A 24,499-nucleotide genomic window follows, 5' to 3' on the forward strand; every position below is an offset into this window, starting at 1 on the left:
TAATTCACTATACTTTCACTCTGGTAGCACATTCCGCAAACGTGGCCCCCTAATGACAGCAGAGACTTGAATCGCAAGGCCGGCCTCAGAAACCTCTACAAATGTCCCACAAAATGTGCCGGGCCCTGTGGCTGGTGTCAGTCGCTCACCTGGAGTTTTTTTGGTAAAACGATGTAAAGGGGCTGATTTCTCCATGCCAATCACTGAATTATAGTCGCCGCACATCCCTGCATCGGTTTGATAGGCAGTGCCACCAGGGAGAATTTGGGCATCCCCCGTGGGGACATGAGAATGACTGCCGACAACTAGGCTTGCCCGACCATCACAAAAGTGACCCATAGTCATCTTTTCAGAACTTGCCTCCCCGTGAAAATCGAGAACTGTGGCCGTCACAGCTGTCTTTAAAGGATACTGTTTTAACACGTTGTCAACAGCCGAAAAAGGATCATCAAGGGGATCCATAAATAAACGGGCCATTGCATTGATAACCAATACTTGTTTGCCTGATTTACTGGTCGCAATTACAAAGCCTTTCCCAGGTGCCGTGGCTGGATAATTAATCGGGCGTAGCAGCCGCTTTTCTTGATTGATATAGCTCATAATCTCGCGCTGATCCCAAATATGATTGCCACTGGTAATCACATCCACCCCTGCAGTAAATAATTCCTGACAAATTGTTTTTGTGATGCCAAATCCATGAGCTGAGTTTTCACCATTCGCAATAATGAAATCCAGGGATAATTCTGCTTTCAATTTTGGTAAATACGTTAAAACAGCTTCTCGTCCTGACCGACCTACAATGTCACCACAGTATAAAATACGCATACAACTCTTCTTTTTTCTGTTTTCTCGCCTAATAAGCCCGCTTACATTTTATTAATAGGTGACCCACTCTTTAAAAAGCAAATAATTATTTGATAAGAAGACATTGTTGTTTTTTATAGTGTCGTTTTTGGCAAAGATTTTTCGCCTGAATTTCACTGAGACCGGTTACTTGAGCCGCAACAAGTTTTTTCTTGCCCTGAGCCACGTTCACAACTCGTGGTTGACCGACGCCAACCAAGTTTCTTGCCTGGGTGGCATGGCGACGTGCCTCTTTAGCGTTGCCATACCTGCCAACCTGTACAGTGGTATAATGGGAGAAGGTTTTTTCCTTCACTTTGAGAGGTCTGTTAGGAAATGGTGGTACAACCCAAGCTGCTGGTTTTACCTGGGTTGTCGAGGCCCTTACAGCCGGGAGTGACGCCCCTGTCGCTCCAACAGATTCACTGACGACTGTTTCCAGTAATTGATTAAAAGTTGTTGGCTTTACCTGAGTTGTTAAAGCCCTCACAGCAGGGAGAGGTGTCTTTGTTGTTTTACCAGATTCACTGGCGGCTATTTCAAGCAATTGGTTAAAGGCAGAGGAAGAGTCAACCTCTTCTCCCTCTTCTTCTTGATCAACCGCGGGGATCGCAAATATGTCCTCTTGCATGTCGCCCTCATTTAACTCAGGTGTATCCAAGGGGGTTTGCATCACAAGTGGTGTTACTTTTGGCGATTTCACCGCACTACCTGGTAAGCTCCCAGAGAGGCCCATTTTCAGAAAATTAGTCTCTAATAATTCTGCGACTCGGCGATCACGCCAATGCCGATTAGGCCCCCCTAAAACAACGGTGATTAACCGGTGAGGCCTTTGAGCCGCATCATAGCGGACGGCTGAGGCAGCCAAATTAAAACCTGAAGCCACAATAAAACCCGTTTTAATTCCATCAAGACCTGGAAATTTGCCAAGCAAATGATTGTGGTTACGATGGATTGTTCCTTTATGGGTAAACGATTGATTTTTAAAGTATTTATACTGCTCTGGAAAGTGACGATAGAGGGCCCGAGATAAAACTGCCATATCATAGGCTGAAGTTACCTGGTGGGGATGTGGTAACCCTGAAGCATTTTTGAAGACGGTACTTCGCATCCCTAAAGCGTGGGCTTTTTGGGTCATTTTTCTGGCAAAAGCCCCTTCACTTTCACTCAGATGCTCGGCAAAGACAACAGCGACATCATTGGCGGACTTAGTGATTAAACCCATGATTGCTTGATAGACGCTCACCCGTTCATCAGGCGCTAAACCAAATTTAGAAGGTGCTTGTTTTGACGCCTTACGTGACGCTGTCATCGTCGTAGTAAGTTTGAGGTCACCTGATTTTAATGCCTCAAAGACCAGATAAAGAGTCATCATTTTGGTGAGTGAGGCTGGATGCCTGATGCCATGCGCATCTGCTTGTTCTAAAATCTTGCCTGTATCGGCATCCATGACGATAGCTGAATACTTTGGTATATAAGCTTTGGAGGGGGTAATCTGGCGTGGCTTTAACCCCGCCTCGGCAATAGGGGGCAAGAAGAGAAAACAACAAGAGACAAAATATAAATAAAATAGCCGCATCATCAACCAAAGATCTCAATCGTTTTACATTGATTGTACTGAATTTTTTCAAAAAACCAGAGTGTTTTTTTGAAGTTGTTCATTTTTTAACGAGGGCTATAGCTTTTTTACATCCCTATTCAAACTCAGAATCGCTATCCGCCTCAGGGGTATCTCCTCTCTTATAACCACTAATATGGGAACGACGCTTTTCCATTGCCTCCTCTACAATTTTTGCTAAGGCATTGCCAGGAAGGTCATGGACAACTTGGTCTCTTTTAACATGTTTTAATTTACTTCGCCTTTCCAATATTTCTTTTAACTGATCCGTAGAAAGAGTTGGTTTTGCCCCCTTATTTCGCATACGATCGACAATATCTTTTGGTTTTTTTCTTCCACTGAGGTAGGCCCCGCTCCTTGAGAAGCGTCAACAGAAAGAAGACGCTGTTTTGACAACCCCTCACGAATCGAATTTTTTAGGAATTTGAAACTTGAGGGAATGGGAGGCGGAGCCGGAATATTCTTCAACCGTTCTTGGTCAGCTTTTGCTACGAAAGCGAGTTGTGTCTCTATTTCGCGTTTTTTTCCTCCATTAATTTAGCAACCAACTTGTCATTCATTTGTTCCACCGCATCAAAATCAGTGATCTTATACCCTAAATTTTGATGATAATAATGATCCAATGGAATCCCGTGTTCTACGGCATATGTTTCTAATTTTGCCAGCACATCTATCTCGTAAGGAAGACGAACCCAAGTCCAAGCACTATCCCTTGAGTGGGCTAGGTAATGGCTGATTAACGCCTCGCATTGGCACTTAACATAGGCTTTTTTATACTGAAGCACATTCTCTTTGACTGATTGCGAGAAGTTCGCTTCACTCCCTGAAAGGGAAAAATTATAGAATCGAGTAAATTTTCCTTCTTCACCGAAGATAGACTCGAATTTATCTGTTAAGCTTTTCCTGGAATCGCCCCAATGGCCGTAGGAAATATCAATAAAATCTTTCCAGTCATGCTTATGATTATTAAAGTACGCAGTCAATCCCCTTGTCGCCACTCCTTGGTAGTAATCTCGTTCTTCTTTCACTACCTCATAATCAGCCGCCTCTATACTTGTGCCCCATAGAAAAACAACAATACCCCAAGGTCGTATCAAGGAATTCATCGCGAGCATCCTTATTTTAAAGTAAGTTTCATCTACAACAAGATTGATTATTGAACATAGATTTTAAAAAAGATTTAATTTTTGTTAGATATAATTAGGATATGGGAGGGACATTATTTTGCCACCATCACAACCAGAAAATTTGAAAGCCCTACAGGACAAGAATCTTTTGGCGCAGAGTATCCTTAATGGATCAAAATTGGCAAAGACACCCCTTTTATTGAAATGCGAATTGCGGATAAATTACATGCCCATGGCTTTGAGTACTACTATGGCAATGAAGGAAAAGATAGGCAAGCATTGGTTGAAGTAGCCCGGACTATTTTATTGGATGATCCAATCCAAGGTCTTAAACTGTTGAGTAATCCCAAAAAACATGACCAATCACAGTTTATCGAAAACTCCCGATAATCTTTACACTCCTTGCCCTTCACGATGAAATATTGCCGCCTACCCTCAATTTTACCCATCCGGATCCCGCTTGCAACAGGTCTAGGTATTATTGGACCCCAGGCTCGGAAAAAATCCATTAAATTCGCTCTTTCCAATGGATTTGGTGGCGTGAATGCCTCGCTTATTTTTAAGCGGTGGCTTCATCAATGAAAAACATAAGTTGTACCAACTTGGCACGCTTCTTGCTTCTCAATAAAGCAGAGTTTTTATTTGGTTTAAAGGTCACTATGTCAACTATTCCTAACGCCCCCGTCCACCGCGCCGGCACAGTTATGCTTTCGATGCAAGAGTCTTTATGGCCACAATTGTCAGGCGTCGCCGACAATATGTCCAATAGCAAAACCAAAGGATTCAAAAGATTTATCACTCAAACAAAGTCAGTCGACTATACGACCCCGGGCAAAGATACTGTTTCTTATGCCAACACGCGCTCCTCTATCGATTTTTCCCAAGGCTCGCTGGAAGAAACAGGGAATAAATTTGATTTAGGCATCTCAGGAGCTGGTTTCTTGACCTTCCGAACCCAAGATAAATCCACAGTTTATTCTCGCGATGGACAATTGTCCCTAAATAGTAGAGGTGCCCTCGTTAATAACCTGGGAGATACGCTTTTAGGAGATGGTGGCAGTGAAATCCTCATTCCAGCCACAGCCAAAGATATCGAATTTGCGGAAGATGGAACAATTTCGGTGGACGAAAAGGTCATTGCTAAAATTGGTTTGACAAATTTTGAGGACAAATCAAGACTTACCTTCATTGGTAATGGCTATTTTACAACTGATGTTAAAGGAAAGCCTGTTGACACTCCCTCTATTTGGCAGGGATTTGCCGAAGCCTCCAACGTCAATCCCATTAACGAAGCTTTAAAACTCGTGGAAATGGCAAGAAACTTCGAAAACGCCCAGAAAATTTTAGAAGATGATGCCAAACGTCAAAGTAAAGCTATTAACACTTCGTCAACTAATAATGTGTAATAATTTTATTAAAATTGAGGATAAATAATGTCATCGATATACAACGCTTTAAACATTGCAAAAACAGGATTAACTTTGCAAGAAACATCAATCTCTGTGGTTGCCCAGAATCTGTCTAACGCAGGCGCTGACGCATTTCAGAAATTAACTGTGATTGCCAAGGACCTGCCTTATGTGGAGCAATCGCCAGGAGCTGCGACCTCCAATAGCAGTACCGTCAACGAAGTCGGATTACAGATGGGATTAGGGGTCCGTGTTGCGGGCATAAGTCGTTCTTTGCAACATGGTGATTATAAAGAAACAAATGAACCTTTTGATCTTGCCATTAGCGGCGATGGATATTACAAGATTAAGCTTCCTAATGGGGATAGCGCTTATACAAGAGTTGCTTCTTTCAAGGTTGATGGGCAAAGTGGGAATCTGTCGACTTTAGAAGGATATCCCCTTGACCCCGCAATCAACGTGCCACCAACAGCTCTTGAGTTCATGGTTGCCCCCGATGGTTTGGTACAAGTGGCTATGCCAGGTAGTACCAACGCCTTTCAAACATTAGGACAAATTCAGCTGGCCACCTTCGTCAATCCCAGCGGTTTAAAAGCCATTGGAGATTCAATGCTTATGGAAACTCCTGCCTCAGGAAGCCCTAGCATTGAAAATCCTGGCACTAACAATAAGGGAACTATTAAACAATTTTACCGCGAAACATCTAACGTCAATGCCGTTGACGAAATTATCCATTTGGTGCAAATCCAGCAAGGCTATGAATCTTTGACGAAGGTGGTCTCCACCGGTGACGAAATGATGCGCGCGGCTAACCAAAGGATCGCTTAATGTTATACTCAAAAGACCTGAAGAAATCGGTTTTTAGCTGGACATCTTTGAGCTCCTTAAAGAGAGGCCAGCTAGTCGTGTCGCGCCAAAACAGAAGTTGCCTCAAATCTGCTGGCCATAATTCCCTTTTTTCAGATGTTTTGAGTATAGATAAACTTTTTATCGGTTTTTTGTTGTTTTCCCGCCTGGCTATGGCGGAGTCAAATTTAGATGATGAAATGGGGGAAAATGTCGAAGGTGATGCTCGTGCTATTGAGCACGCCGTGCCTAACTCCCCCCCAGCGTCTCAGCCTTCCTTTTCTATGGAGACTATCCAAGAAGCTTTGAAAACTGAAGTTGACAAAATTATGCAGATTTCCAATGAGTATGAAATTAATCTTTCGACTCAAAATATCAATCTGTCCAAAGAAAACACTGAAGATACACTTCAGATTCGTAATTTAAGCTTTGAACCAGGAACATACCATTTCCATGGGCTTTTGAACACCACCTCTGGTCAAGGAGTCCATCCGGATATCCAGATTCGCGGTTCGCTGCAACTGATATTAGAGATCCCAGTTGTTTCATGCATAATTCAACCCGAAGAAGAAATTACCGAGGCAAATATTACCTGGCAAAAAATGCCCCTGGCCAAAGTAGGCCAAGGTATTGTTCAACGTAAAGACGATTTGGTGGGTAAAACCCCCAGAAATCAACCCATTAAACCAGGAATTCTGATTAGAACAAGCGATCTAAAATCCCCAGTGCTCATCAAGAAAAAAGATACAGTGATGATTGTTTACCGGGATGAGGGAATCAGCCTATCGAGTACTGGCGAAGCACTTCAAGAGGGAGCTAAAGGGGATCTTATTAATATTCTGATGCTTAACTCAAAAAAGCAGATCCAAGCGCGGGTTAAGGATAAAGGACAAGCTGAAATACAGGTGATAGAATAACCATGAAAAAAACCACTCTACCTATTCTGACAATGATTCTCTCAGGCTGTGCGCTCTCTGGATGTAGCGGCAGCTTGGTTGCCCGGATGACCAATGTAGGTGATCCGCCAGACATGAGTCAGACTCAGAACCCAACACTAATGGATGGCTACCGTCCTGTCTCCATGCCCATGCCTTATCCAGAACCAGAACTAACAAATGTTAATTCATTATGGCAAACTGGTTCTCGCGCTTTTTTCAAAGACCAACGTGCCAACCGAGTTGGTGATGTGATTACTGTCCTTGTCGATTTAAATGATAAAAGCAAGATCGATTCCAACAATACTTATAATCGCAACGCTTCCCACGTTAGTAATGTCACCAACTTCCTGGGCTTTGAATCAAAGTTTTCAGCCATTTTCCCCAAAGCTGTTAATCCAGCCAACCTTACCAATACGGGTTCTAACTCTCAAGATACAGGTCGGGGACTTTTGGACCGCAAAGATATACTGGAGCTCAAAATTGGGGCCACCATTATCCAAGTTCTGCCCAATGGCAATTTAGTTATTCAAGGTCGTCAGGAGATCTTATTTGAAACGGAACTTCGTATTGTTGAGGTAAGAGGAATCATTCGTCGGGAAGATATTGCCTCTAATAACACCGTTCCTTACGAAAAAATCTCTGAAGCTCGGATCGCTTATGGGGGCAGAGGGGATGTTAGTGATGTCAGCTCCGTTCCTTGGGGCCAACAAACTTTAAATAGGATTTTGCCATGGTAGCAAAAAAGTTATAATAAAATTCAAGGAAATAAAACTTTGAATGAATGATAATTTAATTCAAAGTTTTCACGAAATAAAATTTTTATAGATGAAAAACTTGACCTACCAAGAAAAATTCGCCATGTTGGTGAATATTTTTGCAAATAACCTCATCCTCAGGTGTCCTCCTTAGACTAGAGTGAGTCGGCTTTTGCGAAAAAGCCTTATGCAATCTTGACCCCTAGAGCACCAAGATGTTAATACATAGACCCTCGGGTCAAGGCCAAGGGTGACAGCCAGAGAAGAATAGAACAATAACTGTAGCTTCTATGGCGACGATTATATATTAGGAATGTGGATGGATCATTACCGCCAAAAAATTTTAGGAATACCACGTGGGTGGTTGGTCGTTATCTGCGGCGCACTCTTTTATTGCTATCAGTTTATCTTAAGAGTTTCGCCCAACGTCATGCATGATGAGCTCGTCAAAGATTTGATGATGGATGCCTCTATGTTTGGCACGATGATCGCTTTTTATTCCTGGTCTTATGCTGCTGTGCAGCTTCCCTTAGGCATCGCCCTTGATCGTTTTGGGACCGGCAAATTAATAACCCTTGCCACTTTTATTTGTGCTCTCTCTTGTTTTGTGTTCGCCAGTACTAAATCATTTTATGTGGCCTCTTTTGCCCAACTCTTGATGGGCCTCGGCTCGGCTTGCGGCTTTTTAGGAGCTGTTAAACTTGGCACCATTTGGTTTCCGCCGGGCCACGTTGCCCGCGTCATTGCTGTTATTTTGGTATTTGGCACGCTTGGAGCTGCCTTGGGAGGATCCCCTTTAAGTGCTCTCACCGATGCGATTGGTTGGCAAACAACAATGCACCTACTTGGTATAATGGGTCTTGTGATTGGCGGCGCCCTTTATATGGTCATTGGTCGCCACAAAGACCCGATTGTTTACGAGCCTTCCACCAGTATTTTGGCCGGCCTCAAAGAGGTTTTGAGCAACCCACAAGCCTGGTTAATCTCGACGTACGGTATGTTAATGTATGTTCCCATCACCCTTATGGGTGTGGCTTGGGGTGTTCCTTATATTCTTTCTGTCTATGATATTTCAGAACAAACAGCAGCTACTGTGATTACAACCATGTTTGTCGGTGCTGCTGTTGGTAGCCCGCTTTTCTCACTTTATTCTGATAAAATCAAAAAGCGTAGCCAACCAATGATGATTGGTGCCATTCTAGCATTGACCGTCAATGCAATAATTATACTCGCCCCAAATGTCCCGTTATTTGCCATGTACCTTTTGTTCTTTATTGCAGGCTTTGCCTATACGGCTAAGTCACTGTCCTTTGCTTCTATTTGTGAAATTATGCCCAAGACTTCCAGTGGTGTTGCGGTTGGTTTTATCAACACAATTACCATGGCCAATGGGGCAGTATTCCATCCCTTAATTGGTAAAATGCTTGACTATAATGCCAACGATGGCTTTTTTGGGGAGGTGGATGTTTATTCTCAGTGGGACTATCGTTTTGCTTTGAGCATTATCCCCATTTCCATTGCGCTTTCTGTATTAGTCGCGTGGTTTATCAAAGAAACCCATCACGAATCTAACCTCACTGAAGCTGAAAAGGGCGCAGTCCTTTTAAGTGATATTGAATAACGTGGACTTCACGTCCCTTCCCGCTGTTTTACCAAATTCCACAACTGCATCAAGGTTTCATTAGTTTCATCCCTTAAATGGGCGTACCCTTCTTCCTGGGCAATTTGTTTCAGGGTTGAAAAGCGTTTTTCAAACTTGTTGGTTGCTTGAGTCAGGGTTTCTTCGACATCAAACTTCAAGAAAACACATAGAGAAAAGGCTGCATGCAATAAATCCCCAACCTCTTCCTGCAGACGGGCTGCCCCTTCTTTATGAACAATAGCTTCACGGATTTCATTACATTCGCTAATGACCTGATCAAATATCATTTCTGTATTCTGCCAATAAAAGCCAAAATCTTTGCCCTCAAGCTCTAGCTCAACTAATTTTTTGATGATATGGGTCATGTTGAATAAATCTCGCAGGAATTTAATAAATTATCTTAGAAAAATACAATCCGTCAGGGGGTGCTGTTGGACCTGCTTCCCGTCTGTCTGCCAGAGCCAAAGCTCTACTTAAATCTTCCAAAGTCCACTTCCCTTCACCAATAAGGACGAGGCTACCCACCATAATTCGCACTTGATTATGCAAAAAAGATCGGCTTTGCACCTCTAATTGCACTGTTTCATTGTGTTTAGTGACGGTAAAGGAATCAACCATTCGTAGAGAAGATGCCGCCTGACAACGAATAGCCCGAAAGGAATTAAAATCGTGAAGACCCACTAATAATTGCGCTGCTTCTTGCATGCTCGCCGTATCAAGGGGCTTGATCACATGCCACGCACGCCCTGTTTCAATAGCAAGGGGGCCTCGACGATTAATAATTCGATAGACATAACTGCGTGACTTGGCGGAGAACCGCGCATGAAAGTCGGTTGGCATTTGGTCGACCGCCAAAATGGTGACAGCGTAAGCCCGGAGATAAAAGTTTAAAGCATCCATCACCCTATAAGGTGCAAATTCTTTTTCCAAATCGACGTGCGCCACCTGCCCTAATGCATGCACACCAGCATCCGTACGCCCTGATCCATACACCAATACGTCTTGTTGACCTGAAAAGGATCTCACAGCTGTTTCAATTGCCTCTTGCACTGAAAGAATGTTTTTTTGTCGCTGCCACCCACAAAAAAACCGACCATCGTACTCAATGGTAAGTTTATATCGATACATCAGAGTTTCGTTCCTGGTGGTAAATCATAACCATTTAGAAATTCGGCTGGGCTTAGCCATTTTCCCCCAGGACGCTGTACTTGCAGTAACCGAATAGCACCTTCACCACACGCAATCGTGAGCTGGTTATCGATTACTTCGCCCGGCGTTCCGCTCGCGTTGGCAATAAGCTCAATCTTGCTGACTTTAATTAGTGTGCCATTATGCTCAAAATAAACCCCGGGCCAAGGGTTCAGCGCCCGAACCCGCCGATCAAGCACTTGTGCTGACTCAGCCCAATTCAGACAACTCTCAAGCTTAGAAAGCTTATCCGCGTAGGTGATACCGGTCTCGGGCTGGATGGTCGGTTTCACCATGCCCATAATATAAGGGTCAAGAGTTTTTAAAAGTAATTCTGCGCCCAGCAAACTCATCGCGTCATGGAGATTAGAAGCAGTTGTTGTGGATGTGATGGGAAGACTTTCTTTTACCAACATTGGTCCCGTATCCAAACCTTCATCCATTTGCATAATAGTGATCCCTGTTTCGGTGTCGCCTGCCATAATCGCCCGCTGCATGGGGGCAGCACCGCGCCAACGCGGTAACAAAGAAGCATGGATATTCAGACATCCAAACTTTGGCGTCTCCAATATCGCTTTTGGTAAGATTAAGCCATAAGCAACCACCACAGCGATATCCGCATTTAACGCTTTAAATTCTGCTTGGGCAATTTCATTGCGTAACGATTTAGGTGTAAAAACCGGAATTCCAAGACTTGTCGCTTTTTGGTGTACGGGGGAGGCAATAAGCTTGTGCCCTCTCCCACTCGGGCGGGGAGGTTGGCAATAGACCGCGACCACATCATAGTCGGCCTCAACCAGCTTTTCCAAGGTCGCCACCGAAAATTGTGGCGTCGCCATAAAAACAACACGTAAACGGGACATTCTTTCTCGACTTTATCTTTTGAGTTTTTGTAGTTTTTTTAGGATTATTTCCCGTTTAAGGCGCGATAAATGATCAATATATAAAATTCCATCCAAGTGATCAATTTCATGTTGAATACAGGTTGCCAAAATCCCATCCGCATCAATTTCTTGAAGGGTATTATTTTCGTCCAAATACCTCAACTTCAGTGAAACAGCACGGACAACTTCACCGCGTTGGCCCGGAACTGATAGACAGCCTTCCATGAGTGCGGAGGTGTCCTCAGAGCGCCACAAGATCTCTGGATTTGCCATTTTAATAGGATTCGTGGGAAGCCCTTCTTCCCCCGCATTCATATCCATCACAACCACACGCTTTAGAACACCTACTTGCGTTGCCGCCAATCCCATCCCATCATTAGCATACATGGTTTCAAGCATATCATTCATCAGTTGACGGATTTCGTCCGTGACCGCGGTCACGGGTGCTGCGACTTGTTTCAGTCTGGGATCAGGTGCTGTTAATACTGTGAGCAGACTCATTTGTTTCTATCTCAAATAGTAATATAAATGTTGTTTTATTAGATGCTGCCAACCGAATCTAAGTGACAGATACTAAATATTATACTCTTAAAATAATCATAATTATATTATTTTCAATGATTTTCGTTTTGTTGGAAAATCATTGTCTGACCTTATTTTCTAGAAAGAAAGGAGGTGGTGGAAATGTATATCATTACCAATCCCCTCGTTTAGTCACCCTGGCTATTTTTTAGCATTAAAAAGTTCGCCAGCCTTGAATTTGTGAAAAATTTCTTTAACGCCTAATTTAGAGTGACCTGTTTTTTTGTGAAATTGATGCGGGAGAAGTGATGGATTATGGTTCCGAGCTTTCCTGCTTCTCTTAACAAACAATCTAGTATTGGTGGCTGCGTCTTAGAATGGGCCAATGTTGAAATATCTGACAACATAATGGAAATAAATGGTATGAATTATTTCATTTTTAATGTCATTATTGAAATATTTTTATACTTATATCAGATATTTCCTCTAAAAGACTAGATAAAAATAACGTCACAGTGCCGACCACACTTTGAGTACTGGAGTTGCCTCATTCTGGAGCAGCAACTCTGTCACTGCCCAAACCATTGCATCCATTCGGTCAGGCGATTTACTGCTTTGTCCAGGAATAAAGCTGCACATTTGTGTTTCAAGCTTAGAAAAAGGACGGGCATGGAAGACACGTCCCTGTTCATAAAGTGCCGCGATGGGTTCCGCCCGAGTATATTTGCCCCGTGTGGCCCGAACCGACTTATAGGAAATCGCCGCATCAACAGATCTCACCACTTGTTCTACCAAATCTCCTCCTTTATTCACTTCCGCCACTACGCGGTCAGCTTTATGGCGCCAATAGGCTTCAGCCACTCGCTGTCCCCAGTCATTCGGGCTGTATTTACCGCTCAAATCTTCAAGAATATAAACTTTTTTCTCCTGATCAATACCAGCAACCACAATACCTGTCTCGTCACTATCTTGATGGTGGGTAGTGGCCGGATCAATGGCAATAACGATTCGCTCCAGCTTGAGGTCCTGCGCCTCTGTTAAAGGTGGTTCCTGATAACGAATTGTGGTGCGACCCCATAAGGCGCCTGCTTCTTCCGTTAACATCTCCGCATAAAGTTCTTGGGCCCCCAGAGTTGTCTCTAAAAATTGCTTTTTAATTTGTTCTATATAGGCAGGTGCTAGGTTTGCTTCATTGTCAAAGGTAGAACCTTTGGTAAGACACACATCAGATGAGGCCAATAATTGCCGTAAGATTGGGGTGGGTCGAGGGGTTGTGGTAATTAAGCAGCGTGGATTTGCCCCCAATCGTAAACACAACTGTAATTGATGCCACAATTGTTCAGCGTTACGAAACTTGGCAAACTCATCGATCCAAGCAAAATCAAATTGTGGTCCGCGCAATTGTTCATAATACTCAGCCCCATAAAGTAAAGCCACTGCCCCATTAGGCCAAACAAGGCGTCTTTTTGAGGCGTAAAAAGTAGGGGCCTCAGACTTGGGGTGAACTGCCAATAAGCCACTTTCCCCCTCCACCATTACCTTTTGCACTTCTTGAATGCTTGCGCCAACTAAAGCAATTCTTTTATAACGGCCTTGATGCACCCAATGACGAATCGTCTCGGCACCCGTTCTGGTTTTGCCAAACCCCCGTCCTGCTAAGATAAGCCATGTCCGCCAATCCCCTTCGGGCGGCAATTGCGATGGCCGGGCTTGCCGCAACCAATTATACTTTTGCTGCAGCAAAAGCCGTTCGCGCTTTTCATGGATTAATAATTGGATTAAGCGTTGCTTTGTCAATGTCCCCTCCTTCACTTTAGAGACAGGAGTATATCAAAAATTAGATGGATTTGTCATCTTGCCATAATTCCGGCTCCTCAGGTTGTTTGGGTATAGCCAATCTATACTAGATTGGACATGCACCTAGGATGAGACAAAAACAGTTTTTTAGTCGCCATCCTTTTTTATAGATAATTTTACATTAAATTAGCTAACAATTGTATCTATTCTGCTTTCAGTGTAAGATTTGCCTAACTTAAGATTTAAAGTCACGAAGGTAACATGTCTTCATTGCTGCGTCCCGTCACACTCGACGATAAATATACACTTGATTCAGGACATGTTTTTATCACAGGGACCCAGGCACTGGTTCGCTTACCGCTCGTCCAGAGACGCCTTGATATCCTCCAGGGTCTCAACACTGGTGGCTTTATTTCAGGTTACCGTGGATCGCCTTTGGGAGGGTTTGATCAAGCCTTGTGGAAAGCCAGTAAATATCTTGATGCCCATAATGTTAAATTTCAACCGGGTATCAATGAAGACTTAGGCGCTACCGCTGTTTGGGGCAGCCAACAGCTGCATTTATCGCCAGGTCATCAAGTTGATGGCGTTTTTGGTATGTGGTATGGTAAAGGTCCGGGAGTTGACCGCACAGGCGACGTTTTAAAACATGCAAACTTTGCTGGGAGCAGCCGTTTTGGTGGTGTCTTGGCCCTGGCTGGGGATGATCATGCTTGCAAATCTTCAACCATCCCGCATCAAAGCGACTATGCTTTTATGGATGCTTTTATTCCTGTCATCCACCCCGCGACGATTCAAGATGTCATTGATCTTGGTATTTATGGATGGGCATTGTCGCGTTTTTCAGGGCTCTGGGTTGGTTTTAAGATGCTCTCCGATACCGTTGACACTGCGGCGTCGGTTGCGATCGATCTTAGCCGCTATCAAGTAAAATTACCCGAGGATTTTATTATCCCAGCAGAAGGATTAAATCTACGCTGGCCAGATTCACCCATTGAACAGGAGCGCCGTATTCATGAATTTAAACTGAAAGCAGTCCCTGCCTTTGTCAAAGCCAACAATCTCAATCAACCACTTTGGCAATCCAAGCCAGCTCGTATTGGTCTAATTGCTGTCGGCAAAGGCTATTTGGAATTACGTCAGGCCCTTGACGACTTTGGTATTGATGGACAAGAAGCAGCCAAGCTAGGCCTCACCCTCTTTAAAGTGGTTGTCAGCTGGCCACTAGAGCCACGAGGTATCCTTGAATTCTGTGAAGGATTAGAAGAGATCATCGTCGTTGAAGAAAAGCGACCCTTGATTGAATCCCAACTCAAACAAATGCTTTATCATTTGCCCGCATCAAAGCGCCCAAATATCATTGGCAAAACAACGGAGACCGGGGAGTTATTGCTACCCTCAACCTATGAGCTTAATTGCCAAAAAATCGCAGCAGCCCTTGCCCAACGCCTTTATAGCAAAGCAGGCTTTGAGCCATACAGAGCCAAGTTTGATGCGGTACTTGAGGCGCAAAAGACCCAAGAAAATTTTGAAGCAAAATTGATTCGTTTGCCTTATTACTGCTCTGGTTGTCCCCATAATACCTCCACAACACAGCTTCCTGAAGGAAGCCGGGCTCTGGCAGGAATTGGCTGTCACTACATGGCTACGTGGATTGATCACCGTACCCAAACCTTTACCCACATGGGTGGTGAAGGCGTTCCTTGGATTGGAGCAGCTCCCTTTACTTCCGAAAAGCATATCTTTGCCAACCTTGGTGATGGCACTTACTATCACTCAGGTATTCTCGCTATTCGCGCAGCGGTGGCGGCAAAGGTCAATATCACCTATAAACTTTTATATAATGATGCCGTAGCAATGACGGGGGGACAACCTGTAGACGGACCGTTAACCGTTGCGGATATTACGCGCCAGGTTCAGGCCGAAGGGGTGCGTCGTATTGCCGTTGTCAGTGATGATCTTAAAAAATACTCAAGAAGCGCAGATTTTGCCTCGGGGACAACCTTCCATCATCGTGATAATCTTCCCTCTGTGCAGGAAGATTTAAAAAATTGGTCGGGCGCTTCCGTTCTTATCTATGATCAAACCTGTGCCGCTGAAAAACGTCGTCGCCGCAAGCGAGGCTTGATGGAAGACCCGAACCGTCGCATCTTCATTAATGAGTCTGTTTGTGAAGGCTGTGGTGATTGTGGTAAAAAGTCTAACTGTCTTTCTGTTGTTCCTATCGAAACCGAATGGGGTCGCAAACGGGCGATTGATCAATCTTCCTGTAACAAAGACTATTCTTGTGTAAAAGGATTCTGCCCCAGCTTTGTCTCCGTTATTGACGGTAAAATCAGACGACCAGAGGCCACAGCTACCCCAGAAGAATTGTTTGAACAGCTTCCGGACCCGAAAACGAGTATCTTGTTAAATAGGCCATACAGTGTTTTCATCACGGGAGTTGGGGGCACAGGTGTCATCACGGTGGGCGCCTTGATTGGAATGGCGGCTCATCTTGAAGGCAAAGGATGTTCTATTGTTGATATGGCAGGGCTTGCCCAAAAAGGGGGGGCTGTGGTCAGCCATTTACTCCTTGCCCAAAAACCAAAGCAAATCCATGCCACCCGTGTAAGTGATACCAGTGCTGATCTCATCCTTGGGTTTGACCTTGTGGTGACAGCAGGGGCGGAGGCTTTAAGTAAAGTGCGTCCTGGCCATACTAACCTTTTGATCAATGATCACAAATCCATCACTGGCCATTTCACACGCAATCCTGATTATGTCTTCCCGGCCAATGCCATGAAGGTGGATATTTTACAAAAAGCTGGGGCGGAAAGTGTAGGCGCCAACAATTTGGTTGAATTTATAGAAGCTTCCAATCTTGCTACTAACTTGATGAGTGATTCGCTGATGACCAACTTGTTTCTTGTGGGTTATGCTTTACAAAAAGGGTTACTCCCAGTCTCAGCAGAAGCGATGAAACAATCGATCCACCTCAATGGGGTTGCCATTAAGGATAATATTACTGCTTTCAATTGGGGTAGACTCGCCGCAGTTGCCCCTGAAACGGTCAAGAAATTTGCCGCTCAATCCAAACCTATTGACGCCGATCATGTTGTTAGTGAGTCACTCACTGACACAATTCAACGTCGGATCCAGTTTTTGACTGCCTATCAAGATGCTGCTTATGGGGCACGTTATGCGAATTTGATGCAAAAAGTTAGAGAAAAAGAATCAAACTTTAGCTCTGAGCAATTCAGCAAAGCAACCGCACAAAGCCTCTTCCGTCTCATGGCCTATAAGGATGAGTATGAAGTGGCGCGTCTTTACACCGATGGCAATTTCACAAGACGACTGAAAGAAGAGTTTACAGGCAAAGTCAAACTGCAATTCCACCTCGCGCCACCTTTGCTCGCACGCCATGACCCCAAAACGGGTGAGCTGCAGAAAATGACCTTTGGCCCATGGATTTTGAGTGCCTTCAAGTTCCTTGCCAAATTTAAAAATCTACGTGGCACCAAATTAGATATTTTTGGATACACAGCAGAGCGTAAAATGGAAAGACACCTTATTCAGTATTTTGAAGAAATGCTACACACTGTGTTACCCAAGTTATCAGCTGATAATATTGATATTGCGACAGAAATCAGTGAAAGCTTCCAACATATTCGCGGTTTTGGTCATGTGAAGTTGAAGAATCATCAAGAAGTAATGCAAAAAGTGGAAAAACTACTCAATATTTATCATGCTTAGATTTTGTGAAGAGGATTTGAGACGGAATGGTTTTGAAGCATTTTTAGCTGAACATTCTTGCTAACAGATGCTTTGTCACCTCCCGTGGGGAGCTTTAAGAATGGTCTAGGTAAAACTTATAAAGTTCAAACTTATGGAGCCTGGTGCGGAGGGCAAGTAATCTATCATTTATCCAATCAGCTAATCATTTCGGGATTGGCAAAAATACACTTCATCCGCTACGAAGGAAAAGCCAACTGGATGTTGAGACCTGATCTTGCCCATCCTGTCAGCTTCAAAAACTCTAAAAATGGGATAGGATATAGTGGAAAGGTACGTTTTAACTATGGGGTGAAAGCAGGCCTAAGCTTGTTTGCTGGAGTGGAAGAAAAAATACTACCCCTTAAAGATGGCCAGACAGAAACATACCTAGCAAATGGATATACAGCCACTCAAAAAGCCAATAATATAAAATGGAATTCTGCGTCTTTCATGGCCAGATTAAGCTGGAAGTTTTAATAATAAAACATTAATCAGCAATCTTTAATTTAACTGAAATATGGCTAAGAAAGCAGCCACTTTGTTGCCCCCTATCGGGGGCCTCGAGAGTTTAGCTACTTTAAGAACTGGGGGAAATTTCCACGCAAAAACGACCACCCCCTTAACGAAAGGTCCGCAGAGCCTACTGCTAGACTCTACCTTTCATCTCGTCTAAATGATCGTGAATATGCTTTGGCTTAATACGCGTTGGCCAAGGATGCTCCAAGTCACCTAAATGCATATGCAATTCATCGATTTCTAATCGCACTTCAGGGCCGCCAGAAAAAACAAGGTGAAGTGTGCCTTCTCCATCGCCATGAATGGTCAAGAGATTATAGGCACGATTTTCATTATTGCGATCTAACCCTTTATGTTGCACTCGCGTTACATGGTGGATTTCAAAACCACTGTGGACCCGATGGTATAAAGGCTCTCCCTCATGCTCTAGTTCTCCATGCTCCCAGCAAAAGCGATTGGCAACCGCCCGAAAAGTTTTCGTCTCACGATCGTAGACCATAGACATTAAAGGCACGATTGAGTCTTGTAAATGCGTTGCTAAAATCTGCAAATCTTCCAGATCTTTTGCAATCAATTTTAACTGTTTCATGTCCTTTGTATCCATAACATCCTCTATATTATAACAATAGGTATCAATTAATACACTTTCAAGGTGTCTACCAAAATATCTAAAGAAATCGGCCCTTCATTGCCTGACAAATTTCCTCACAATCTTCAAAAATCTCACCTTTACCGTGGCGATCTTTAAAAGTATAAGGGGTGTTAATCGGCTAGCCGTTCAATACTTGCTCCACACGCATTTAACTTTTCTTCAATCCGCTCATATCCCCGATCAAGATGGTAAACACGGCTAATAATTGTTTCACCTTCCGCCGCAAGGCCTGCTAACACCAATGAGACCGATGCTCGCAAGTCCGTTGCCATCACCGGCGCACCACGCAAGGTTGAAACACCACGAATCAATGCTGAAGAGCCGTGAACTGTAATATTAGCCCCCATGCGGCATAATTCTGGCACGTGCATGAAACGGTTTTCAAAGATCGTTTCTGTGATCATCGACGCTCCTTGGCATACAGTCATCAGCGCCATCATTTGCGCCTGAAGGTCCGTGGCAAAACCAGGAAATGGCTCTGTCATAACATCAACACCATGCACCCCATTTGGCGCGCGCACATGAAGGTCTGAGCCAACTTGTTCTAAAATTGTTCCGGCTTTTTGGAGATGTGAGGAGAAACTTGGAATCAATTCAAGGGATGTGTCTTTCAAAATGATATCACCCCCCGTAATAGCTGCAGCAATGGCAAAAGTACCTGTCTCAATGCGATCAGGAACAACACTATAGGTCGTCCCATGCAGAGCAGGAACCCCTTGAATGGTAATTGTATCAGTCCCAGCGCCTTCAATTTTGGCTCCCATGGAGATTAAGCAATTGGCCAAATCTGTAATTTCTGGCTCGCGCGCCGCATTGATAAGACGAGTTTGCCCCTTAGCTAACGTTGCTGCCATCAATAAATTTTCAGTCGCTGTCACTGAAACCAACGGCATGGTCACATCTGTTCCAACCAACCCTTTGGGCGCTTTAGCGATGATATACCCCTCACAAAGATCAATCTCGGCCCCTAAATCGCGCAGACCATTGAGGTGAACATCAACGGGACGCGTCCCAATGGCGCATCCACCCGGAAGCGAGACTTTTGCCTGACCATAACGAGCCAACAGTGGCCCTAATACTAAGATCGATGCGCGCATCTTACGTACAATATCATAAGGAGCAATAAAACTCGTGAGGGTGGGGGTTTTAAATTGAATTTTATTTTGAGTTAAATCAGAATCAATAATTGTGCCAAGTTGCACTAATAATTCAGACATTGACGTGATATCCGCAAGAGCCGGCACATTTTCTAAACCAACAGTTTGATCGGTTAAGAGTGTTGCCGCCATCAGAGGAAGGCTTGAGTTTTTGGCACCACTTATTTTTATTTGGCCTTTGAGAGTTTTACCCCCACAAATTCGAATTCTGTCCACGTTTTCCTCTTTTAAAATATTATAAAAAAATTAAAATAATTTCCCGATTCGAGATCAGGATAAAAGTTATTGTTATTTGGGATTCTCTATAAAATTTACATAAATCAATCATAGATCGCAAAAGCTCTTGTGACAATTGCAATCTAGGGTCTGTAAACAAAATCTACTGAAAATAATTTTGAAATGTTTTTAACCGAAAGGAAGCCAAGTTTGGATGGAACACTTTATCCTTCCAGAAACATGGGGAGTTGGAGAGGAAAAACAACCAAAATGAACTCCTTTCCATTTCTATTCACAGATCCTAAAGTCGAGGCAATGTCACCCCTGACTGACCCATATATTTGCCACTTCTGTCTTTATAAGAAACTTCGCAATCCCCTGCCCCTTTCAGGAACAAGAACTGACAAACACCCTCGTTGGCATAAATTTTTGCGGGCAGTGGCGTGGTGTTGGAAAATTCCAAGGTCACGTGCCCTTCCCATTCAGGCTCAAGCGGGGTGACGTTCACAATAATGCCACAACGCGCATAAGTTGATTTTCCCAGACAAATCACCAGAACATCGCGAGGAATACGAAAATATTCTACTGTACGCGCCAAAACAAAGCTATTTGGGGGAATGATGCAAACATCAGTTTTGCGATCGACAAAGCTATTGGAGGAGAAATTTTTAGGATCCACAACCGCACTATCAACATTGGTGAAAATCTTAAATTCATCAGCACATCGCGCATCATAACCATAGGATGAGACACCGTAGGATATGACACCTTCTCGTTTTTGGCATTCAACGAAGGGTTCAATCATACCATTTTTGATAGCTTGGTCGCGGATCCAGGTATCGGGCATAATTCCGCCAGAGGTTATTAAAGAGTCTACTTGTTTATGGGAAGTTAAAACACCAGACATTTTCTTTTTTCCAAATTATTGAGAGATGTTGAAAAAATAGCAGTTTTTATTCTACGGCGTCTATGTTTTTCTTGAGCTGTTCAGACTCACAATTTACCCGAGGCTCTTGGAGTTGGCGTTCACGCTGCTGGGCTTTCCGTTTGAACAAGTTCTCGCGCAAAGCTTTAGCCATTCTTTCTTGTTTTAATAGTTTTTCCTGATTTTGTTTTTTACTGAATCGCTCATCATCATCCTAGATCTTCAAGTTGTTTGGGTATAGCCTTAAAATTTTCTTGCACCTTTTATGTAGACTGATTATGATTCAAACGTAGGAAATTATGGCTATCAGATTGGGGCGACTTTCATCTTGGCATCATGCGAATAGTAGGCTCTCTTTAAGGAGCGCTAAGGTATAAGTAAGCCCAAATATGCGAAAACAGAAATCCTAGGTTTGAATCATGGTAAGTATAACTATGTCATGGTTCTTTCGTCAAGACTTAGCCGCTGTGGCTCAGAGGTAGAGCACACCCTTGGTAAGGGTGGGGTCGAGAGTTCGATTCTCTCCAGCGGCACCACATATCTAAACACCCAAAATCTCAACTTTTCGCCAAAAATCCTTACCAGCATTTCCCATGTCTCCACCAAATCCCTTTTAAAAGTGAACAAAACAACTGGTGGTGGGTGCGGTATTTTAGTGGATACTTTCGGCGGTATAACCAATCTAGATAGATTGCTATATATCGGACAGTCAGGTATGACCGGCTCAATCAAGATATATTCAACAGCATTGAGGAAGTCCTAGAAAAAGCAACAGCTTGGCTATGGCATTATAATAGCGAAAGGCCTAATATGGCGTTAGGCGGAATAACGCCTACACAAAAGCTGCATCGTGTAGCTTTTGACAATTCTGCTTTTAACTCTCTTTAATTTTGGGAGGATTACCCTGGGCCTTATTTAGTACTTCCATAAACCGTTTAGCCGGTATTGCCCTATCGTAGGAGGCGGCGAATTTTACCATATTGAGTGAAAAAGACTGCAATTGTTCTACATTATTTAACAAATTGAATAAGGCATTTGCATCTTCCCCTAAATCATAATTGCCAAGATGAATCCCAATCTGGTTGGTTAACACAATGTTGGAGGCTTCCCCCGCCGGCGCAACCACTACTATCGGTTTGGCCACTGCCATGGCTTCAAAGATTTTGGACGGAATGACAGAAGAGAAGGCAGGATCATTTTTAAGATGCACTAAAGCCACATCACAGATACTCCACCACTTCTGGATATCTATTTTTTTCTGTGGCGGGATAAATATTACATTCGAGATCTGATGCTCTTTTGTATACCGTTCCAAATGGGCTTTTTTGGCCCCCGTTCCTACAAATAGAAAAACAATATTCTTATTCTCTAATTGCTTTGCCATCTTTAGAGCATAGGTAAGGTCATGGGCCATTCCCATGGTACCAAGATAACCTATCACCTTCTTCCCTTCTAATCCAAACTCCTGAACAAGTGACTTATTTTTAAGAGGTTGAGGTTTAAAAAAGGATGTATCTACACCATTTAAAACTGTTGTTATTTTGCTTTTATCAATGCCGCGATTCACCAGACTTTTTTCAAAAGCAACAGTTTGAGTAATAATTTGGCAAGATTTGCGATACATAAAAAGCTCAAATTTCTCAAGCAGTCGATAAAGCTTAGAATCTCCTAAAAGAGAAACTCCTTTAATGGACTCAGGCCACAAATCACTGAGTTCTAGCACAAAAGGGGTACGTTTAATTTTTGCTAGGATTAACCCAGCGTAGCCGGCAAAGAATTGAGGAGAAGTCGCTACAATCACCTCTTTTTTTCTTAAGAAAATCCCCACTATAATCGCCATTACCATGAAAGAAAGAAAATCTATAATTCTTAGAAGAAAGCCACTATTGGGGACGATAAATGTTTTAACGCGAATAACCGTCATCCCGTCCATTATTTCTTTCTGATACCAACGGTTCTTGTAGCCTGCATATACTTTTCCCTGGGGGAAATTAGGTGCACTGGTTAAAAAAGTGACATGATGGCCTGCCTTTACCCAATGTTTTGCTCTTTCAAACACACGGGAGGCAGCAGCATTAGTCTCAGGAGGGAAGTTATCGGCAATAAAAAGAATGTTCATGGCTTAATATAAACTCTCGATTGGCAAAAATGGGTTAAGGAAGAACAATAAATAATAATTTTCTTGCTGGTGACTTCATAGTTAAAACCGGCGGCATAATTATAATCTTTTATTTCATAAGTGATATCCGTATTGGCATAAAAGCTTATTCTAACTTGGGCTGTACTTTTGAGAGACGTAACAATAAGTCCATCTTCAAAAACTTCGTTAATTTCCCAATTGGGATGTAAGTGATAATGTATTTCTTTGGTTAAATTATCCTCTTTTGATGAGGAAAAAACCTTTGCTGCCTTATAAAATGTGTCCTGTATATGGATTTGGTCATTTTTTAGGATAAATTCTCGGTTATGGGTAAATCTCTTAGGTAATTTGGGAATTTTAGTTAAATTTAGAGAAATTCTCGTTTTAGAGAGCCCCCCTTTTTGCTGAACTACAGGTCTTTTGGCAACCCGGAAACTGGCCCAAACTTCGGCTGTACTTTGCCCTCCCTTGAAGGAAACACAATTATGCGCTGACGTTGATCGTTGATAAGATCTTTTCTCATTGGTATCATATGTAGACACGCCGGTGTTGACAAAAAGACGTTCTTTTAAAAAACTACATTCAAATGATAAACTTTCCGCATGGGCATGGCCTGGGATATAAGAGGGTCCAATATTTCCTCCATCGATGATTATTGAGAAATAAGAATTTTCAAGTTTTATAAAGCCCACATTTTCTAAAATAGTCGAGGAAGAGGAACAGGAAAATCCTAACTTTGCCGCATATCCTCTTAAATCAACAGGTCGAGGAGCAATTCCCAATGTTGAGTCATTAAAAAAAGCAATCTCTCCATCGGGATGGGTGAGGACTTCTAAAGCCGATAACATTGTTTGAATTTTGACAGCGAGAAGCTGTTTAAGGGCAAGAATTTTCTTGTCGCCCTCTTGGCGGAAGAGCAAAATAATATGATAAAGGTCAAGAGCTCCTTCAAGAATAATACAATGATACATAGGGCTTCGCTCAAAATGTGCTCCATCAGCTTGGATTTGCTCCTCAAGCTCGTGCTCAAGAATTTGAATCCCAGTTGCTAGAAATTTTTGAGCTCGTTCCCCTTGCAGAACCAATCCAGCAATCACTAAAGCTTTTGCATTTTCAAATAAATGGTTGCCTAAAAGATGATATTCAATTTGACAAAAAAGGGATTCACATTGTTCAAGGAAGCTATAAATTAGTTCTTCATTAATACAGGAAGGATAAGTGATAAAAAACTTCACCCAATTAACAATACGCAAAGAGAGAGGATAAGGGTCCCACCCACATCCATTTGGCCGTGGGTTTTCCTTTATCCATCGGTTGAGAATAGCTACTTTAGCCTCCAAGGGAATATTTTCTAATAAAAAGGAATGATAATGTAAATTATAGAGCCACAGTTTGCTAGGATGAGCCGTATGCCAATCAGCACGGCTTGTCAAAGTCCTTTTTTCATTAAGAAAGCGAAAAACTAAAGGAGCAACAGTGACGACACTTTGGATAGGGGTTATGAAGGAGATGACGGGTGAACACCGAAGGAGTTTTACCTCTTTGTCGAGAAGACGGGGAAAAAAAAA

Annotated in this window: 22 protein-coding genes, 1 tRNA gene and 2 pseudogenes; 11 read left to right on the top strand and 14 right to left on the bottom strand. The window is 43.1% G+C overall.

Annotated features, from left to right (window positions below):
• Positions 1–15: 15 nt before the first annotated feature.
• The 4 genes from IG80_RS0104875 to IG80_RS0104890 all read right to left on the bottom strand — a co-directional run bounded on the left by IG80_RS0104875 (position 16) and on the right by IG80_RS0104890 (position 3,567).
• Positions 16–825, bottom strand: coding sequence for a TIGR00282 family metallophosphoesterase (locus tag IG80_RS0104875; RefSeq protein WP_032112796.1), 810 nt, complete (start codon positions 823–825; stop codon positions 16–18).
• Positions 826–910: 85 nt separating this feature from the next.
• Positions 911–2,425, bottom strand: coding sequence for a D-alanyl-D-alanine carboxypeptidase family protein (locus IG80_RS13150; protein WP_052046049.1), 1,515 nt, complete (start codon positions 2,423–2,425; stop codon positions 911–913).
• A gap of 112 nt (positions 2,426–2,537) precedes the next feature.
• On the bottom strand, positions 2,538–2,765 hold the full coding sequence (locus tag IG80_RS0104885; RefSeq protein WP_032112797.1) for a hypothetical protein: 228 nt from the start codon (positions 2,763–2,765) through the stop codon (positions 2,538–2,540).
• Positions 2,766–2,970: 205 nt separating this feature from the next.
• Positions 2,971–3,567, bottom strand: coding sequence for a hypothetical protein (locus IG80_RS0104890; protein WP_032112798.1), 597 nt, complete (start codon positions 3,565–3,567; stop codon positions 2,971–2,973).
• A gap of 225 nt (positions 3,568–3,792) precedes the next feature.
• Here IG80_RS0104890 and IG80_RS0104895 point away from each other — a divergent pair, with 225 nt between their 5' ends.
• From IG80_RS0104895 to IG80_RS0104920, 7 genes and pseudogenes are all read left to right on the top strand, one after another.
• Complete coding sequence (locus IG80_RS0104895) at positions 3,793–3,978, top strand: hypothetical protein (protein ID WP_032112799.1); 186 nt, start codon at positions 3,793–3,795, stop codon at positions 3,976–3,978.
• Positions 3,978–4,170 (top strand): annotated as a pseudogene (locus IG80_RS16740) (beta-ketoacyl-ACP synthase II); the annotation flags it as partial. The gene IG80_RS0104895 and the pseudogene IG80_RS16740, both read left to right, overlap by 1 nt.
• Positions 4,167–4,994, top strand: a complete 828-nt coding sequence (locus IG80_RS0104900) for a flagellar hook-basal body complex protein (RefSeq protein ID WP_032112800.1) — start codon at positions 4,167–4,169, stop codon at positions 4,992–4,994. The pseudogene IG80_RS16740 and the gene IG80_RS0104900, both read left to right, overlap by 4 nt.
• A gap of 27 nt (positions 4,995–5,021) precedes the next feature.
• Positions 5,022–5,825: a flagellar hook-basal body protein gene (locus tag IG80_RS0104905; protein WP_052046050.1), complete on the top strand. Its 804-nt coding sequence runs from the start codon at positions 5,022–5,024 to the stop codon at positions 5,823–5,825.
• Positions 5,825–6,760: a flagellar basal body P-ring formation chaperone FlgA gene (gene flgA, locus IG80_RS0104910; protein WP_032112801.1), complete on the top strand. Its 936-nt coding sequence runs from the start codon at positions 5,825–5,827 to the stop codon at positions 6,758–6,760. The genes IG80_RS0104905 and flgA overlap by 1 nt, the downstream gene beginning before the upstream one ends.
• A gap of 2 nt (positions 6,761–6,762) precedes the next feature.
• Positions 6,763–7,518 (top strand): flagellar basal body L-ring protein FlgH, encoded by a 756-nt coding sequence (flgH, locus tag IG80_RS0104915; protein WP_032112802.1) that lies wholly within the window; start codon positions 6,763–6,765, stop codon positions 7,516–7,518.
• A 337-nt stretch (positions 7,519–7,855) separates the two neighbouring features.
• Entirely contained in the window at positions 7,856–9,157 is a 1,302-nt protein-coding gene (locus IG80_RS0104920; protein WP_032112803.1) for an MFS transporter, read from the top strand.
• A gap of 8 nt (positions 9,158–9,165) precedes the next feature.
• On the opposite strand, the gene IG80_RS0104925 is transcribed toward IG80_RS0104920, so the two are convergent.
• From IG80_RS0104925 to IG80_RS0104950, 5 genes are all read right to left on the bottom strand, one after another.
• On the bottom strand, positions 9,166–9,543 hold the full coding sequence (locus tag IG80_RS0104925; RefSeq protein ID WP_032112804.1) for a MazG nucleotide pyrophosphohydrolase domain-containing protein: 378 nt from the start codon (positions 9,541–9,543) through the stop codon (positions 9,166–9,168).
• A 22-nt stretch (positions 9,544–9,565) separates the two neighbouring features.
• Positions 9,566–10,306 (bottom strand): tRNA pseudouridine(38-40) synthase TruA, encoded by a 741-nt coding sequence (truA, locus tag IG80_RS0104930; protein WP_032112805.1) that lies wholly within the window; start codon positions 10,304–10,306, stop codon positions 9,566–9,568.
• Positions 10,306–11,229, bottom strand: a complete 924-nt coding sequence (fmt, locus tag IG80_RS0104935; protein ID WP_032112806.1) for a methionyl-tRNA formyltransferase — start codon at positions 11,227–11,229, stop codon at positions 10,306–10,308. Before fmt ends, truA begins: the two co-directional genes overlap by 1 nt.
• A 12-nt stretch (positions 11,230–11,241) precedes the next feature.
• Complete coding sequence (gene def / locus IG80_RS0104940; protein ID WP_032112807.1) at positions 11,242–11,751, bottom strand: peptide deformylase; 510 nt, start codon at positions 11,749–11,751, stop codon at positions 11,242–11,244.
• A 531-nt stretch (positions 11,752–12,282) separates the two neighbouring features.
• Positions 12,283–13,569 (bottom strand): DNA-packaging protein, encoded by a 1,287-nt coding sequence (locus IG80_RS0104950; RefSeq protein ID WP_198027185.1) that lies wholly within the window; start codon positions 13,567–13,569, stop codon positions 12,283–12,285.
• A 261-nt stretch (positions 13,570–13,830) separates the two neighbouring features.
• On the opposite strand from IG80_RS0104950, the gene IG80_RS0104955 reads away from it, so the two are divergent.
• Both IG80_RS0104955 and IG80_RS0104960 read left to right on the top strand, forming a co-directional pair.
• Entirely contained in the window at positions 13,831–17,304 is a 3,474-nt protein-coding gene (locus IG80_RS0104955; protein WP_032112809.1) for an indolepyruvate ferredoxin oxidoreductase family protein, read from the top strand.
• Positions 17,305–17,361: 57 nt separating this feature from the next.
• On the top strand, positions 17,362–17,802 hold the full coding sequence (locus IG80_RS0104960) for a hypothetical protein (RefSeq protein ID WP_032112810.1): 441 nt from the start codon (positions 17,362–17,364) through the stop codon (positions 17,800–17,802).
• 169 nt (positions 17,803–17,971) lie between these two features.
• Here IG80_RS0104960 and IG80_RS0104965 read toward each other — a convergent pair whose 3' ends face one another.
• From IG80_RS0104965 to dcd, 3 genes are all read right to left on the bottom strand, one after another.
• Positions 17,972–18,430 carry a DUF2948 family protein gene (locus tag IG80_RS0104965; protein ID WP_198027186.1) on the bottom strand — a complete coding sequence of 153 codons (459 nt, stop codon included), beginning with the start codon at positions 18,428–18,430 and terminating at the stop codon, positions 17,972–17,974.
• Positions 18,431–18,603: 173 nt separating this feature from the next.
• Positions 18,604–19,866: a UDP-N-acetylglucosamine 1-carboxyvinyltransferase gene (gene murA, locus IG80_RS0104970; RefSeq protein WP_032112812.1), complete on the bottom strand. Its 1,263-nt coding sequence runs from the start codon at positions 19,864–19,866 to the stop codon at positions 18,604–18,606.
• A gap of 301 nt (positions 19,867–20,167) precedes the next feature.
• Positions 20,168–20,773: a dCTP deaminase gene (dcd, locus tag IG80_RS0104975; protein WP_084756156.1), complete on the bottom strand. Its 606-nt coding sequence runs from the start codon at positions 20,771–20,773 to the stop codon at positions 20,168–20,170.
• Between the two features lie 479 nt (positions 20,774–21,252).
• Between dcd and IG80_RS0104980 the strand changes: the two genes are divergently transcribed.
• Both IG80_RS0104980 and IG80_RS13885 read left to right on the top strand, forming a co-directional pair.
• Positions 21,253–21,327, top strand: a tRNA-Thr gene (locus tag IG80_RS0104980).
• A 166-nt stretch (positions 21,328–21,493) separates the two neighbouring features.
• A pseudogene (locus IG80_RS13885) lies at positions 21,494–21,679 on the top strand (integrase core domain-containing protein); the annotation flags it as partial.
• Here the strand turns inward: IG80_RS13885 and IG80_RS0104985 are convergent.
• Together IG80_RS0104985 and IG80_RS0104990 are read right to left on the bottom strand one after the other, a co-directional pair.
• Positions 21,666–22,910 (bottom strand): glycosyltransferase family 4 protein, encoded by a 1,245-nt coding sequence (locus IG80_RS0104985; protein WP_032112813.1) that lies wholly within the window; start codon positions 22,908–22,910, stop codon positions 21,666–21,668. The pseudogene IG80_RS13885 and the gene IG80_RS0104985 overlap by 14 nt on opposite strands.
• Positions 22,907–24,364 carry a heparinase II/III family protein gene (locus tag IG80_RS0104990; protein ID WP_198027187.1) on the bottom strand — a complete coding sequence of 486 codons (1,458 nt, stop codon included), beginning with the start codon at positions 24,362–24,364 and terminating at the stop codon, positions 22,907–22,909. The genes IG80_RS0104985 and IG80_RS0104990 overlap by 4 nt, the downstream gene beginning before the upstream one ends.
• Between the last annotated feature and the right edge of the window lie 135 nt (positions 24,365–24,499).

Origin of the sequence: Candidatus Paracaedibacter symbiosus (genome assembly GCF_000757605.1) — a bacterium.
Taxonomy (GTDB): domain Bacteria; phylum Pseudomonadota; class Alphaproteobacteria; order Paracaedibacterales; family Paracaedibacteraceae; genus Paracaedibacter_A; species Paracaedibacter_A symbiosus.

What these genes read in the sequence shown, in the direction of transcription:
- IG80_RS0104875 (WP_032112796.1), bottom strand. Translation starts at nt 825, where the DNA reads ATGCGTATTTTATACTGTGGTGACATTGTAGGTCGGTCAGGACGAGAA.
- IG80_RS13150 (WP_052046049.1), bottom strand. Translation starts at nt 2,425, where the DNA reads ATGATGCGGCTATTTTATTTATATTTTGTCTCTTGTTGTTTTCTCTTC.
- IG80_RS0104885 (WP_032112797.1), bottom strand. Translation starts at nt 2,765, where the DNA reads ATGCGAAATAAGGGGGCAAAACCAACTCTTTCTACGGATCAGTTAAAA.
- IG80_RS0104890 (WP_032112798.1), bottom strand. Translation starts at nt 3,567, where the DNA reads ATGAATTCCTTGATACGACCTTGGGGTATTGTTGTTTTTCTATGGGGC.
- IG80_RS0104895 (WP_032112799.1), top strand. Translation starts at nt 3,793, where the DNA reads ATGCGAATTGCGGATAAATTACATGCCCATGGCTTTGAGTACTACTAT.
- IG80_RS0104900 (WP_032112800.1), top strand. Translation starts at nt 4,167, where the DNA reads ATGAAAAACATAAGTTGTACCAACTTGGCACGCTTCTTGCTTCTCAAT.
- IG80_RS0104905 (WP_052046050.1), top strand. Translation starts at nt 5,022, where the DNA reads ATGTCATCGATATACAACGCTTTAAACATTGCAAAAACAGGATTAACT.
- flgA (WP_032112801.1), top strand. Translation starts at nt 5,825, where the DNA reads ATGTTATACTCAAAAGACCTGAAGAAATCGGTTTTTAGCTGGACATCT.
- flgH (WP_032112802.1), top strand. Translation starts at nt 6,763, where the DNA reads ATGAAAAAAACCACTCTACCTATTCTGACAATGATTCTCTCAGGCTGT.
- IG80_RS0104920 (WP_032112803.1), top strand. Translation starts at nt 7,856, where the DNA reads ATGGATCATTACCGCCAAAAAATTTTAGGAATACCACGTGGGTGGTTG.
- IG80_RS0104925 (WP_032112804.1), bottom strand. Translation starts at nt 9,543, where the DNA reads ATGACCCATATCATCAAAAAATTAGTTGAGCTAGAGCTTGAGGGCAAA.
- truA (WP_032112805.1), bottom strand. Translation starts at nt 10,306, where the DNA reads ATGTATCGATATAAACTTACCATTGAGTACGATGGTCGGTTTTTTTGT.
- fmt (WP_032112806.1), bottom strand. Translation starts at nt 11,229, where the DNA reads ATGTCCCGTTTACGTGTTGTTTTTATGGCGACGCCACAATTTTCGGTG.
- def (WP_032112807.1), bottom strand. Translation starts at nt 11,751, where the DNA reads ATGAGTCTGCTCACAGTATTAACAGCACCTGATCCCAGACTGAAACAA.
- IG80_RS0104955 (WP_032112809.1), top strand. Translation starts at nt 13,831, where the DNA reads ATGTCTTCATTGCTGCGTCCCGTCACACTCGACGATAAATATACACTT.
- IG80_RS0104965 (WP_198027186.1), bottom strand. Translation starts at nt 18,430, where the DNA reads ATGAAACAGTTAAAATTGATTGCAAAAGATCTGGAAGATTTGCAGATT.
- dcd (WP_084756156.1), bottom strand. Translation starts at nt 20,773, where the DNA reads ATGTCTGGTGTTTTAACTTCCCATAAACAAGTAGACTCTTTAATAACC.
- IG80_RS0104985 (WP_032112813.1), bottom strand. Translation starts at nt 22,910, where the DNA reads ATGAACATTCTTTTTATTGCCGATAACTTCCCTCCTGAGACTAATGCT.